Annotated in this window: 11 protein-coding genes, 1 tRNA gene and 1 pseudogene; 11 read left to right on the forward strand and 2 right to left on the reverse strand. The window is 44.5% G+C overall.

What is annotated here, in order from left to right:
• Nucleotides 1–147 precede the first annotated feature (147 nt).
• The gene (gene serA, locus METLIM_RS04905) at nucleotides 148–1,734 is read right to left on the reverse strand and encodes a phosphoglycerate dehydrogenase (RefSeq protein ID WP_004076820.1); all 1,587 of its coding nucleotides are present in this window, start codon (nucleotides 1,732–1,734) and stop codon (nucleotides 148–150) included.
• Nucleotides 1,735–2,045: 311 nt separating this feature from the next.
• Between serA and ppsA the strand changes: the two genes are divergently transcribed.
• From ppsA to METLIM_RS04935, 6 genes and pseudogenes are all read left to right on the forward strand, one after another.
• Nucleotides 2,046–4,313, forward strand: a complete 2,268-nt coding sequence (gene ppsA / locus METLIM_RS04910; protein WP_004076821.1) for a phosphoenolpyruvate synthase — start codon at nucleotides 2,046–2,048, stop codon at nucleotides 4,311–4,313.
• A gap of 13 nt (nucleotides 4,314–4,326) precedes the next feature.
• Nucleotides 4,327–5,424, forward strand: coding sequence for a tyrosine decarboxylase MfnA (gene mfnA, locus METLIM_RS04915; protein ID WP_004076822.1), 1,098 nt, complete (start codon nucleotides 4,327–4,329; stop codon nucleotides 5,422–5,424).
• Nucleotides 5,417–5,932 (forward strand): annotated as a pseudogene (gene hpt, locus METLIM_RS17325) (hypoxanthine/guanine phosphoribosyltransferase); the annotation flags it as partial. The gene mfnA and the pseudogene hpt, both read left to right, overlap by 8 nt.
• Before the next feature lie 9 nt (nucleotides 5,933–5,941).
• Complete coding sequence (dph2, locus tag METLIM_RS17130; RefSeq protein ID WP_342633013.1) at nucleotides 5,942–6,898, forward strand: diphthamide biosynthesis enzyme Dph2; 957 nt, start codon at nucleotides 5,942–5,944, stop codon at nucleotides 6,896–6,898.
• A 125-nt stretch (nucleotides 6,899–7,023) separates the two neighbouring features.
• Nucleotides 7,024–7,629 (forward strand): METTL5 family protein, encoded by a 606-nt coding sequence (locus tag METLIM_RS04930; protein WP_004076824.1) that lies wholly within the window; start codon nucleotides 7,024–7,026, stop codon nucleotides 7,627–7,629.
• A gap of 5 nt (nucleotides 7,630–7,634) precedes the next feature.
• Nucleotides 7,635–8,822, forward strand: coding sequence for an MFS transporter (locus METLIM_RS04935; protein WP_004076825.1), 1,188 nt, complete (start codon nucleotides 7,635–7,637; stop codon nucleotides 8,820–8,822).
• Here METLIM_RS04935 and METLIM_RS04940 read toward each other — a convergent pair.
• Nucleotides 8,815–10,218, reverse strand: a complete 1,404-nt coding sequence (locus METLIM_RS04940; RefSeq protein ID WP_004076826.1) for a HEAT repeat domain-containing protein — start codon at nucleotides 10,216–10,218, stop codon at nucleotides 8,815–8,817. The two genes, METLIM_RS04935 and METLIM_RS04940, sit on opposite strands and share 8 nt — an antisense overlap.
• A gap of 460 nt (nucleotides 10,219–10,678) precedes the next feature.
• Here METLIM_RS04940 and METLIM_RS04945 point away from each other — a divergent pair, with 460 nt between their 5' ends.
• The 5 genes from METLIM_RS04945 (at nucleotide 10,679) to cofH (ending at nucleotide 14,564) form a co-directional block, all read left to right on the forward strand.
• Nucleotides 10,679–11,734, forward strand: coding sequence for a PAS domain-containing protein (locus METLIM_RS04945; RefSeq protein ID WP_004076827.1), 1,056 nt, complete (start codon nucleotides 10,679–10,681; stop codon nucleotides 11,732–11,734).
• 14 nt (nucleotides 11,735–11,748) lie between these two features.
• The gene (locus tag METLIM_RS04950) at nucleotides 11,749–12,294 is read left to right on the forward strand and encodes a DUF7504 family protein (protein WP_157202229.1); all 546 of its coding nucleotides are present in this window, start codon (nucleotides 11,749–11,751) and stop codon (nucleotides 12,292–12,294) included.
• A 184-nt stretch (nucleotides 12,295–12,478) separates the two neighbouring features.
• Nucleotides 12,479–12,551 (forward strand) — tRNA-Gln (locus tag METLIM_RS04955).
• A 223-nt stretch (nucleotides 12,552–12,774) separates the two neighbouring features.
• Nucleotides 12,775–13,476, forward strand: a complete 702-nt coding sequence (locus METLIM_RS04960) for a S24/S26 family peptidase (protein WP_004076829.1) — start codon at nucleotides 12,775–12,777, stop codon at nucleotides 13,474–13,476.
• A complete protein-coding gene (gene cofH, locus METLIM_RS04965) occupies nucleotides 13,473–14,564 on the forward strand; it encodes a 5-amino-6-(D-ribitylamino)uracil--L-tyrosine 4-hydroxyphenyl transferase CofH (protein ID WP_004076830.1) in 1,092 nt (363 codons plus the stop codon). The genes METLIM_RS04960 and cofH overlap by 4 nt, the downstream gene beginning before the upstream one ends.
• Nucleotides 14,565–14,592: the final 28 nt, after the last annotated feature.

The raw sequence follows: 14,592 nt of genomic DNA on the forward strand, positions 1-14,592 counted from the left end.
GTATTACAATACAGAGAAGGGCCTGTCCGAAAAAACTGAAATTCTTCAGAAAACCCATTTAAAAAGAATTTTATGAAAAAAATTAGATTGAATTTAAGATTAACTGTCGTTCGGAATTAATCAGATCCGGAATATAATCCGGAGATTTTAGATTTTAGCATATTTTGCAGTAAATACGCCGTCAATCTGCACTATCTCATCCATGGCATCCTGTGGCACTTCTGAGTCCACATTCAGGACCATAATTGCCTCATCACCAGGACGGTTCCTTCCTACCTGCATACCGGCAATATTCACATTCTTCCGGCCGATAATCGTTGCAAACTTTCCGATAACCCCGGGGACATCATGATGCCTTGAGATGACAACATGGCCTGTCGGAGTCATATCTGTCATGTACTCACCAATCTTGACAATTCTTGGTTTTCCAGGGGACGAGACATTTCCGGATACAGATTCTTCCATCTTATCAGTCTTAACCCTTATTGTGATGACATTGGTAAAACCGAATGACTCTTCAGTAATGGTCTCAGAGACACGGATGCCCCTCTCTTTTGCTGCAAGCTCGGCATTGACAATATTTACAGGAGTCTGGAGAATAGGATCAAGCATTCCCTTAAGGGCAAGCCTTGTGATATACTTAGTATTCTGCCCGAATTCTGCCGTTTTGCCACCGTACTCAACCTCAACAGATTCAATTCTGCCTTCAACAAGCTGAATCAGAAGCTTTCCCATCTTCCGGGCAAGATTTGCATAGGGTTCAATTCTCTCAATCTGATCCGGAGGGATCATAGGTGCATTGACAACAAATTTCGCTGAACCGCCCTTTAATACCTCAATACACTGCTTCGCAACCGAAACTGCAACATTGAGCTGAGCCTCAACTGTAGATGCGCCGAGGTGCGGAGTGGAGATCACCTGATCAAGAGAAATAATTCCTGAAGCTACCGGAGGCTCCTCTTCATATACATCAAGTGCTGCACCTGCAACCTTTCCCTGAACAATTGCATCATAAAGATCAGACTCATTGATTATACCACCGCGTGCACAGTTGATGATCCTGACACCGTCTTTCATCGTTGCAATGGTTGTGCTGTTGATTAAGTGCTTCGTCTCCTTTATGAGCGGCGTGTGGACTGTGATAAAGTCTGCAACCGGAAAGAGTTCATCAAGTGTCATTACCTCAACACCGAGTTCCTTTGCCCTCTCACGGTTGATATAAGGATCATATGCCACAACTTTCATCTCAAGAGCTAAGGCACGCTTTGCAAGTTCCTGGCCGATCCTTCCAAATCCTACAATCCCAAGAACCTTGTCGTTAAGCTCAACGCCCATAAATGCAGAGCGCTTCCATTCGCCCTTCCTGACCGATGCAGTTGCCTGGGGAATGTTTCTTGCAAGTGATGCCATCATTGCAAGAGTGTGCTCACATGCCGCGAGAGTATTGCCCGCAGGTGCATTTGCAACAATAATTCCCTTCCTGGTTGCCGCATCAAGATCGATATTGTCAACGCCGGCACCGGCGCGCCCTACAAACCTGAGTTTATCAGCAGCATTAATGACAGATTCGGTGACCTGTGTACCGCTTCTGACGAGAAGGCCATCATATTCACCTATTATTTTTATTAACTGGTCCTCGCTCAGTCCTGTTCTGACATCAACTTCGCAAAAACCGCGAAGAATCTCTATTCCTTCCTCAGCCAGCGGATCGCTGACAAGCACTTTATAGTTCACTTCAAAGTCCCCGTTATTAATTTGGCCTATCTTATCTTCATATTTTCCGAAAAATCAATAAATATTCCGTCAGTACGTCACTTACATTATGATCTGTTACAGATCCGCCGGACATAAACTTCAGAGCAGGCCTTTATTCATGAAGCTGGACCACAGATAATACTCATCTTCATATGAAAGATATAGCATTTTTCAACATTTTCAGGAGTTCATGCAGCATATCATAAACCCATTTTCCGGAAAGGATTGGCAAAGGTAAATTTAGGCTCTGACAATATATAATATACAACCTGATTAGGTGGTGTTATAACATGAATAAAATGCCGGACATTCTGTGGCTAGCAGAGATAAAAAAAGAAGATATCCCCTCTGTCGGTGGCAAGGGAGCATCGCTTGGAGAGATGACAGCCGTGGGACTGCCCGTACCACCCGCGTTTGTTGTCACAGCTCAGGCCTTCAGAAGATATCTTGTAGGAGCCGGAGTTGAAGAGAAACTCTACTCAAGACTTGAAGGGCTTGACGTAGATGACGCTGAACTCCTGGAAAAGACCGCAAATGATGTGATGAACATCATAATGGAGACCGAAATGCCAGAGGCACTTGGCAGAGAGATCATTGCCGCATACAAAAAGATGGGCAACAATGAGATCGTTGCAGTAAGGTCAAGTGCAACAGCAGAAGATCTTCCGGATGCGAGCTTTGCCGGACAGCAGGAGACGTACCTCAATATAAAGGGGGACAATGACCTTCTGGAGTCCATACACAAATGCTGGGCCTCACTCTTTGGTGCAAGGGCAATATATTACAGGGCCAAACAGGGTTTTGACGACCGGAGCGTTGACATTGCCGTGGTTGTACAGATACTTGTATTCTCAGAAAAAGCCGGTGTAATGTTCTCATCCCACCCGGTTACAGGAGAGACTACAACAATAATTGAAGGGTCATGGGGACTTGGAGAGGCCGTAGTCTCAGGAACAGTATCACCTGACAACTACGTATTTGACCAGAGTACAGGAAGAGTTGTTGACAGATATATCGCAAATAAGATAGTTGAAATTCTTCCTGACGGTGAAAAAGGCACAAAAGAGGTAGAAGTTGATAAGGAACGCCAGGATATTCCTGTACTCAACGATAATGAAATCAAAAAACTGGCAAAATTTGCAAAGATTGCAGAAGAGCACTACGAAAACCCACAGGATATTGAATGGGGCATAGTAGGAGAAGAGATTTACATCCTCCAGTCACGTCCAATCACCACAATCAAAAAAGGATCCGATAAAGAGGAAGCTAAAATGGAGAACGAAGGCAAAATACTCCTTGAAGGACAGGGCGCGTCACCGGGTATCGCAACCGGAAAAGTGGTCATTGTAAGCTCCATAAAGGACCTCGGCAAGGTAAATGAAGGGGACATAATGGTTGCAAAGATGACCAATCCCGACATGGTCCCGGCAATGAGAAGGGCATCTGCAATCATCACCGATGAGGGGGGTATGACCTGCCACGCTGCAATTGTCAGCAGGGAACTTGGAACACCTGCAACAGTGGGCACAAAGAAAGCAACAAAGGTACTGGCCGCAGGGCAGACTGTCACCGTTGACGGTGAGAAAGGAATAGTCTATGAAGGTGCGGTTGCCAAAGCCAGTGATGCAGGCCAGCCGGCAATTCAGGCAGCATTTGCAGCAGCACCTATAATCACCGCAACGAGCATAAAAGTGAATGTCTCCCTTCCTGAAGCCGCAAAGCGTGCATCAGCAACAGGTGCTGACGGTGTCGGACTGCTCAGAATAGAACACTTAATCCTCGGCCTTGGCAAGACGCCAAACTGGTTTATCAGGAATGATAAAGAGGATGAGTTTGTTGATGAACTCTACACCGGAATAAAGACTGTAATGGACGAGTTCAACGGCAAACCTGTCTGGGTGAGGACCCTTGATGCACCGACCGATGAGTTCAGGAATATGAAGGGCGGCGAGGACGAACCTGAAGAGCACAACCCAATGCTTGGATGGCGTGGAATTCGCCGTGATCTCCAGTCATTTGACCAGTTCCGCCTGCAGGTTGAGGCATTTAAGAGGCTGTGGGATGAAGGTTATGACAACCTCGGAATAATGTTCCCGCTTGTCGGTCACCCTGACGAATTCCTACAGGCAAAGGATATGATGTATGACTTAGGCGTCGATGTTGATAATAAGACACTGGGAATTATGGTGGAAATTCCAAGCAGTGCCATCTTAATTGATGACTTCATCGATGCCGGAATCGACTTCGCATCATTCGGAACAAACGACTTAATCCAGTACACACTTGCAATAGACAGGAACAACCAGAATGTTGCGGATATGTACATGCCAAAACATCCGGCCGTCCTTAAAATAATCAAATACGCAATTGACCGCTGCCGCAGAGGCGGGGTTGAATGCTCAATCTGCGGACAGGCAGGATCAGATCCTGACATGGTAAAATGGCTTGTTGAAACCGGAATTACAAGCGTTTCAGCAAATATTGATGCAGTACAGAAGATTCGCGAAACTGCCGCAAGAACGGAAGCAAAGATAATACTTGATGCATCAAGAAAATAAATCTGTTTTCGCCATGCAAAAAAAAGGTTGCCCAGAAGAAGAAATCTTCTCTTTTCTATCTTTTGCAAGAGATAAAGACAGAAAATACGATAAAGTTCTGTCTTCAATGTGCACTATCCCGCACCCGGTTGCGGTGCGTGCACACAATATGTTTATTGAATCAAATCTCGGAGACCCAGGTCTTTTTGCAGGCACTGCCGAACTGGAGAGCCTGCTGGTCAGAGAGATCGGTGAACTTATGCACATACCGGATGCCTGCGGCTATGCAACATCAGGCGGCACTGAGTCAAATATTCAGGCTCTGCGGATTGCGGGCAAGCAGGCCCGGAGGAAGATGCCGAATGTCGTTGTTCCTGAATCTGTCCACTTCTCATTTGAGAAGGCGTGCGATATCCTCTCATATGAACTCAGAACAGTTCCATGCGATGGTAACCAGAAGATAGATACGTCAGTGCTTGAGGACTATATTGACAAAAACACAGTATGTATCACAGGCATCGCCGGTTCAACTGAATACGGGGTCGTTGATCCGATAGAGCACCTCTCGGATATATGTTCTGACCGGGAGATATTTCTCCACATTGATGCCGCATTCGGCGGTTTTGTCCTGCCCTTCCTGAAAAATGCACCAAAATTCGACTTTGAACTGGACGGGGTATCAAGCATATCGGTGGACCCGCATAAGATGGGAATGTCAACAATTCCCTGCGGATGCCTTATTGCAAGGGATCCGTCTTATTTCAAATCCACCGAGGTTGAGACACCCTACCTGACTGTGCAGAAGGAGTGCACCCTCCTTGGCACAAGGCCCGGAGGACCTGTGGCAGGCGCACTTGCTGTACTTAGATATCTTGGAAGAAGCGGTTTTGAAGAGATAGTCGGGAAGTGCATGAACAACAACAGAAGACTGATAGACGGGATGGCAGATCTCGGCTATGAAGTGGCCGTGCAGCCGGACGTGAACGTAGCCTCATTTAAATGCGAAAACAGTCCCAAAGGCTGGATAGTCTCAAGGACAAGAGAAGGACATATGAGAACAGTCTGCATGCCCCATATTACAGAAGATATTATTGACGAATTTTTAAAGGATGTTAGTGAGATAAATGTTTAATAAGCTGACAGAATCACTGGAAAAATGCCCGATTGTTAAAAGGGGCGAATATAATTATTTTATACATCCGGTAAGCGACGGAGTGCCCATCGTTGAACCGGCACTCTTAAGGGAAGTTGCTGTTCTGATGATAAAAAAACTCAATCTGGAGGGAGTTACAAAGATTGTGGTCGCCGAAGCTATGGGCATTCATATAGGAGTTGCACTCTCCCTGATGACCGATATTCCGCTGACAATTATCAGGAAGAGAGAGTATCAGCTTGAAGGTGAAATTGCACTTCACCAGACAACCGGATATTCAAAGGGAGAACTTTACCTGAACGGAATAGAGAAAGGCGAGAAGGTAGTTGTAATAGACGATGTCTTCTCAACCGGAGGGACAATGAAGGCTATCCTTGAGGGCATTTCCAGGAAGGGTGCTGAGGTTGCCGATGTTCTCGTAGTAATAAAAAGAGGTGAATGCGACATCGGAAGGCCGTACAAATACCTCGTCGAAATTGAAGTGACCGGAGACGGTGTGTGTGTGTCACTGACACTCAGTTCTGATCTTCTGGAGAAGATTAAAAGATCAGGTGCAGAGACAGTTGCACTCCAGTTCCCCGAAGGCCTTAAGAGAAAGGCATCTCTTTTTTCAGAGCAGTTAAAGAAAGAGGGTTACAGAGTTATTATCTCCGGAAACCCGTGCTGGGGGGCCTGTGATCTTGACCTTGAGATACTCGGACAGGCCGATATTCTGGTTCATTTCGGTCATGCACCTGTAGGGGAGTATGACAGGGTGATTTATGAACCCTATTTTCAGGAGATTGATACCGGTTCACTGAATAAAGTGCTGCCGCATATCTCATCCGGAAATATCTCTGTTGTAACAACAGTTCAGCACGCCCCTCAGATAGATGAGATCATAGAATTTTTCAGATCTGAAGGGTACTCATGCACAACAGGAGAGGCATCTGAGAGAACGCCGTACAGAGGGCAGGTCCTCGGCTGCACATACAGTGCCGCAAAGAATACAGGTGCTGATGAGATACTGTACATAGGCACAGGGGTGTTTCATGCAATCGGTGTTAAACTCGCAACCGGGATTAAGGTGACGGCATTCGATCCTGTAACAGGTGAGATTCAGGTTATTGACGAGTCAAAGATGCTGAGAGTCCGGTTCGCAAAGATAGAGAAGGCACGAAGTGCAGATAATATTGCCATTATTGTCAGTACAAAATCAGGACAGAGAAGAGAAGACCTTGCAGAGAGGCTCTGGTCACTCTCAAAAAGAGCAGATATTGTATATATAAAAGAGATTACGCCCGATGCACTTCTCAATCTGGGTTACGGTGCATATGTCAATACAGCATGCCCGCGTCTTGCATATGACGATAATGTACGCTTCCCGGCACCGCTTCTCTCACCTGAGGAGTATGAGATTCTCCTGGGTGTAAGGGAATGGGAAGATTATGAGATAGATGAGATTGTCCGGTAGAAATTACGGATAATAAAAGAGATAATAAGGACATCATATATACCCGCAAATAGCGGAGAATATAAATTTCCCTCCTAAAAACTGAGATAAGGCTATCAATAACCGTAAAAAGGCAGGTACAGCAATTGAAACTAAGAAAACTTGAAATGATTCTTCAGGGACTGAAGGATTTTGAAAATCCCGATGTATCCCTTGAGCAGTACTCAACGCCGGCAGAAGTCGCTGCCAGAATGCTCTATCATGCCTATATGAAAGGAGACATTGAGAATATGAATATTCTGGACTTAGGGTGCGGAACAGGTGTTCTCTCCTGCGGTGCGGCACTTCTTGATGCTTCAGAAGTTACAGGAGTTGATACTGACGGCAGTGCACTTGCCATTGCAGCAGAGAATGCTGAAAAGCTCTCACTGGATGTCAGCTTCATTGAGGCCGACATACAGGAGATCAATTGCGAAGATATCGACACCGTGATTATGAACCCCCCCTTTGGCGCACAGAATAAGCATGCTGACCGTCCCTTTATCGATAAAGCGGTTGAATGTGCAGAGATAACCTACGGAATATTCAATGAAGGTTCATCCGGATTTGTTGAGTCGTACCTTAAGGGAAAGGCTGTTGTGGACGAGAAGATCAGATGCGAATTCCCGATGAAGAGGACATTCGCCCACCACAAAAAAGACTGCGTTGAGATCCGCGTTGAAATTCTCAGGATAAAGAGGATTAACGGCTGATTATTATGGAGAAAAGAGTCAGGACAGTGCTCGGACTTTCCGCAGCACACTGTATTAACGATATTTACTCTCCTGTTCTCCCGGCAATACTGCCGCTTCTGATCATTCAGGAGGGATATTCATACTTCCTTGCCGGAATTCTGGTTACAGTCTATAACCTCTCTTCATCATTCACCCAGCCAGTTATCGGATGGCTGTATGATAAAAAGAACATCAGAGTCCCGATTCCGATATCAGTACTCTTCTGTGCATTTTTCATGTCCTTTATAGGGCTGATGCACAGCTATGAGATGATGCTCCTGTTTGCAGTCGGAGGTGCGCTCGGCCATGCTTTCTTTCACCCAAGCGCACTTGGACTTGTGAGCAGGATTGCAGACGGGCCTGACCGGGGACGGCTGACATCACTCTTTGTTGTCGACGGAAATCTTGGCTTTGCAATAGGGCCTGTGCTCGCCGGAATTCTGGTGGCATTCGGGGGAACGGATGCACTGGTATTTCTGATAATACCTGCCCTTGCAATTGCCGTTGTACTTAAAAAACTCCTGCCGCCCGTATCTGAGCTTGAGAAGAGTTATGCAAAAACTGATGATAATTCCGGGAAGAAAAAAATCCCTGCAGGCCCTATATCCATGCTGGTGGCGGCATCTGCATTCAGGTCATGGGTCATCTTCTCGTCAGTGGCATTTATCCCGACATTTCTTACCACACGGGGTTTTGACCTGATAACCGCAAACCTGCTGACCTCGCTCATGCTCATCGCCGGAGTTGCGGGCCAGATTATCGGTGCCACGATGTCAGATAAATACGGCAGAAAAGAGTATATTATGTTTGGAATGATAACTGCAATCCCGCCGTTCTTCCTCTTCCTGGCAACTGAGGGTATAATATCAATCATTGCAATGTTTGCGTTCGGATATTTCCTCTGGTCCACATTCTCTGTTACTGTTGCAATGTCGCATGAACTGGCACCCGGAGGCACAGGAACTGTATCGGGACTGATGCTTGGTTTTGCAGTAGGTGCAGGAGGTGCAGGAGTTGCAGTCACCGGATATATCGCAGATCTTACATCCGCACAGACCGCATTTACATTCCTGATAGTCCCGATAATTATTGCACTGATACTCTTTGCTCTCCTGCCATATCCCTGGAAACTGCTAAAAAAAGATAAACTGACTGAGAGTACAGTTAATTAATATCAAATATTCTTTTATACTGAAGATATTCCTCTCCGGCAGCCTCAATAAGCTTTTTCCTAAGTTCATAAGTGGATTTATCGACTGCCTTCTGAATTTCAGCCATTGCAGCCTCTGTCCCTATAAGCCCCAGTGACTCAACAATCCTCTCCTTAACCTGAGGGTCATCCTCTTTAAAAAATCTCTCAGATAACGCCTCTACAATGTCATTGCCGGAAGTTTTACCGAGAGCACCTGCGGCTGCAAGCCTGACTCCCCTTACAGGATCATTTAAGAGAGGAAGAAGACATTCTGTATATCGTCCGTCTCCGAGCCGCCCGACTGTCTTGGCAGATTCCCGGCGGACATAATGGTTCTCATCCCCAAGAAGCGGGATTATATATTTCAGTGATTCGCTGACACCTATAATACGCAGCGAAGTGACACAGCCGGCTCTTATCTTCCAGCGGCCGTCAACCAAAGAATCAATGAGAGGCGCTACTGCCGGTTCTCCAATCCTCGCGAGAGCCTGAACGGCAGAGTTATGCACACGCCGTGATCTGTCATTTAAGGAGTCAATAAGGGCACAGATATTGTCTGGAGAACCGATTATCCCAAGCATCTTTGCCGAGTTCTCCCTTACCGGAATAGAGTCATTACTCTCAAGCGCCTTTACCAGAAACTCCTCGGCAGATTTTCCTATTGCAAGTATCGCAGATTCAGTATTTACCAGTATATCACGTTCATTTATCCGGAAAGATTCAATAAGCGGCATAATCTGTTCAGGGGGAATAGTCTGTGCAGGTATTTTGGGACCTGTGCAGGGTGATTTAAACCCTTCAGCCATCCCTGCCGGGGAACCCGCAGAACCGGCAGATGCAGAAAAACTTTTCTTTACACCAGGCCCTGCGGCGGAAAGAGACTTTTCCTCTCTGAGCAATTCGTTACTCTCAGCTGAGCCTGATGCCATAATGCCTCCTTCCAGAGAGGGAACCGATAAAGACGGGAGTTTTGCTATGGAGTCTTTCACCTCCGCATCACCCGTATAGCCCGGAATTTTAAGGATGGCAAAGAAGACCCAGAGATATATCACCGAAGTGAATACCACAAACATCGCATCAATGCTGAGTCCGTAGAATATGAATGAAAAGATAATTGAGATGAAAACAACCAGCAGTATTACAACATGAATCATCCTGTTTTGCGGGTACCATAATGCAGTTAGAACAAGAGGAATGTAAATGAGGTGCGGTGTCATTCTGGCAATTATGTAGGCACTCTCATCAATTCTGGAGGATGAAAATGAATAGAACCCCAGGATTGCAATGACAATAAAATAAAGAACCAGCACATATACTTTAATGAAATCAGAATGCCTCCCTGCCGTGAATTTCCTGTAATAATTCTTTTTATTCATATTATTCTCCGATTTTTTCCCGGAAAAACCACAGTAATCACAGAGAAGAGAGATTACTCTGATCAGTTTACCTGAACTTTACCACATAATCTGAATCAGACATATTTATATCAATCAGCCGGAACACTGAATATACGCAGGTCTTCCGGGGATATTTAAGGTCAGAGATCAGAACAGAAATTTTTAATCTGCATGATGTAAATATGACTGAAATTCAAATATTATTTTTTAAAATTGTCATTTGATATTATTATAACCTTCTTTTGTAATTTTCGGAGATAAAAAAGGAAGAAGATAATTATTTAAGCGATGCATAAAACATTTAGAATCAGGCAGAATACTACCGGAGAGAGTATTACAGGATAAATAACAAGACCGGGAATTTATGAATATAAATATTCATATTTCCCGCCATTTTATGCTTTAAATTTGCAAATAATAAATTAAAAGGGGAATTTCAATGAATAAAAATAAAAAGAGTGAGTTTACAACCGATGAAAAAGGGCTTAAAATGTGGGCCGAAGAGGAGGAGAGAAAAACCGGACATATGTGGGAGAAGATATATGACGCAATAGCTGACCCGATCTTTATCCTTGACAGCACCGGCCTCATACTGAGTATGAATAAAGCTTCAGAAGAACTGTTAGAGGTTAAATTTCCGGAGATAAAGGGCAGCAGATGTTATCAGATTGTCCATAAAACGGCGACATTCATTGAAGGATGCCCTTTCAGGAAGTCAATGAAATCAGGAGAGAGGGAGAGCTATAAACTTCAGATTGGCACACGCTGGTACAGAGTATCTGTTGATCCAATAAAAAATTCCAGGGACGATGTTATAGGTGCTGTTCATATTATTACCGACATAGATGACCTGATTAAGACTCATGCAAAACGCGCCCAGCTCGGAGCCATTATAGAGAATACAGATGAGGCTGTAATAGGAACGGATCCAGACGGCATAATAGAAAGCTGGAACAACGGGGCAGAGAGGATATTTGGATTTACTGAAGATGAGATAACGGGAGAACCGTTCGTTAAACTTCTGAAGGAAGAGCATAAAAATGAACCTGATGAGATCAGAACGGAACTTGCTGAAAAAATACGGATTTCAGGAAGGGAATGGAAGATGATCCAGAAAGACGGTTCAGAAACCGAGATTGAACTAAGCTTTTCCCCGATATATGATGAAAGAGATGTATTTTACGGGGTATCATATATAGGGCATAATATCGGCCCTCAAAGGCTTGCCGAGAGAGAACTTCTGGCATATATGACCGAATCATTCATCCGGATGAAAAAACCCGTTGAGATTATCAACAGTAATCTAAGGGAGATATCAGTTCTTTATGATAACGGTGAGATCAGTGGCGATGATACAAATGAGATGATAAAGATCCAGATCAGAAATGCAGAACAGATCCTGAAAAACCTCTATGAACTGAACAGAAAGATGGTTGAGAATAATTCAGGAATTCCGGATGAATACCGCGTATTCTTCCTTGAAGAGAAGAATTAATGGTGCAATACCTCATGAATTCAACAGAGATTGTAACTGATGAAGAGAGCATAGTCCTTTATTTTTCCGAACCGGAGAAAGGGCGGGCCACCAACACTGATATAATTCACAACTGCATCGGTAAAGGTTACAGAGTGATAGTTGTCACAAATAATTTTCCTTCAAAGGTTTTAGAGAAACTTTATGTAAAAAATGGTATAAATCCGGATGAGGTATTTTTCATAGACCAGGTAACCTCTTTTGGAGGTGGAAGTTCTGTAAAGTCTGACGGAAATCATATAATGATCAGAAGTCCGCAGGACCTCACAGGACTCTCAATGGCTTTTTCTGATGTAATGAAAAAATTCAGCGGAGATAAAATTTTCATTCTGTTTGATTCACTGAGCACTATGCTCATCTATCTTCCGTCTGACAAAGTGGTAAAGTTCATGCATTTCATTACAACGAAACTGAGGACACTTGAAGAGTCAGGAGCGATTCTTGCAGTAAAAGGAGGTCTTGATCCAATGCTGTATTCACAGGTAGGTTCCCTTGTGGATGAGATCGTTGATATCGGATGATTATGGGATATTGGGAAATTACAGAATTTCACATTTAAATCCGGAATTTCCGGATTTAACCTCTGAAAACACGGCACTAATTCACAGGGAGTAAAAATCCGTTGAAGAATCTCCTGACCAAACCACATTTAAATATTAACAGAACCAATATTTTCAGGAAATTTTCTTTACTTTTACACTATGAACTCCCGTGGTGTAGTGGTCAATCATACCGGCCTTTGGAGCCGGTAACGGCGGTTCGAATCCGCCCGGGAGTATATCTCTTTATCATCCGGAAATTTATAATATTCAAAATTCAACAGTCAGAAATCCCAAATCTTAAATCAGGCGGATATATCAGTAACTTACATCCTGCTTCCTGCCAAAAGAGAGACAGATGTCACCCGGTCAGGTTGCAATCACAATAACGATGTAAACCGGATTTTCTTAACCGGAATAAAACAGAGGCATAACTCTATTAATCACCGGAATAAAAACTTCATGAAGAATATGGGAAAAACCCGAAAGAATAAGCAGAAAAATAATACAGACATCCAAAAAGAAAAAGGCAATAATCTGCGTAGAAGTCTGGAAGCATTTTTTAAAAGTGAAGATCCTGTCAGAGGCACAATAAAGGATATTCTCTGGGTAATTGTTGTAGTTGGTGTTATAGCAGCCGGGCTTTATATATTCTCAGGCACATGGCCGGCAGTGGTTGCAGTTGAGTCTGAGAGCATGGTTCCGAATATGAATGTCGGGGATCTTATCTTCGTTGTCGAGGAGAACAGGTTTGGTGAACTTCAGACCTGGGAAGACGGACTTGCAACAGGCTACGGGAAATTTAACAGCATGCCCGATCTCCAGAGCAGAAATGTCTATGGCGATGTCATCATCTACAAACCAAACGGCGACGATTCAGTACACCCGATAATTCACAGGGCCGTTGAATGGTATGAGGGAAACACAAGCAGCGGGTACATCACAAAAGGGGACAATAACCAGATTGCAGACCAGTTGAGCGGCATATCCGGGATAGGGCAGATTATGCCGGTTAAGAAGGAATGGGTTGTTGGAAAAGCACTCTTTTCAGTACCTCTTATAGGATACGCCCCCCTGCATATCGTAGAATTTGCCATAATATTAATCCTGATAATGGTTGTACATGAACTGTACATAAGGTCAGACGGGAGAGATAAAAAATGAGACAGAATAACTTAAAAGAACTTCTTGAGGATACACTGCAGGGACACCGCCTGACAGTCGATGAGGCTGAGTCTCTGTTTAAGGCAAAGGGCAGGGATGTATGGGAGATTGTATCGGCAGCAGATATACTGCGTGAGAGAAAGGTAGGGGACACTGTAACATATGTCAGAAACCAGAATATCCATATAACAAACATATGCAAAAACCTCTGCGGGTTCTGTGGATTTGGAAAGCCCAAAAACTCAGAAGAAGCCTTCATCTTCAACACAGAAGATATAATAAAAGGCTCAATGCTGGCAAAAGAGAGAGAAGTCACCGAGGTCTGCCTCCTGTCAGGTGTTCATCCGGATTTTGATGCTGAAAGATGTGCAGAGATTATCAGGACAATACACCATGTCATTCCGGATGTGGATATACATGCCATGAGTCCGGATGAGATAATCCACTGTGCAGAAAAAAGTAATATATCGACAGAAGAAGTCCTTGAAATATTCCGGGATGCAGGTATCGGCACATTACAGGGCACTGCCGCAGAGATGCTTGTGGATGATGTCAGAAAGATAATCTGCCCGCTTAAACTCTCCACATCAGAATGGGTCAGAATCATTAAGGAAGCCCACAATATGGGAATGAAATCGACAGCCACCATAATGTACGGCACAGTTGAAAATGAACCGGACAGGGCGGCCCACCTTGGAATACTGCGGGACATACAGGATGAAACTGCCGGATTTACAGAACTGGTAACCCTTCCGTTCCTCTATAAAAATACAAAAATCTACGAGAGAGGCCTTGCACCCGCCGGAGCAACCGGAAGGGAGGACATCCTGATGTTTGCAGTATCCAGGCTGTTTCTTGACAACTTTGACAATATACAGGTGGCCTGGGGCAAATTAGGCAATAAATTCACACAACTTGCCCTGATGGCAGGCGGAAACGACTTCGGCGGCACAATGTTTATGGACTCGGTATCAGTTGAAGCCGGAGGGGAAGACTCCGATTACCTTGACCCTGCCGAGATGAAAAGAATTGCAGAGGATGCAGGCCGGATTCTCAGGCAGAGAGATACAAAATACAACCTGGTCTAAGATAATAACAAAAAACATTTTTCCGGTT

It is taken from the genome of Methanoplanus limicola DSM 2279, from assembly GCF_000243255.1.
GTDB lineage: Archaea > Halobacteriota > Methanomicrobia > Methanomicrobiales > Methanomicrobiaceae > Methanoplanus > Methanoplanus limicola.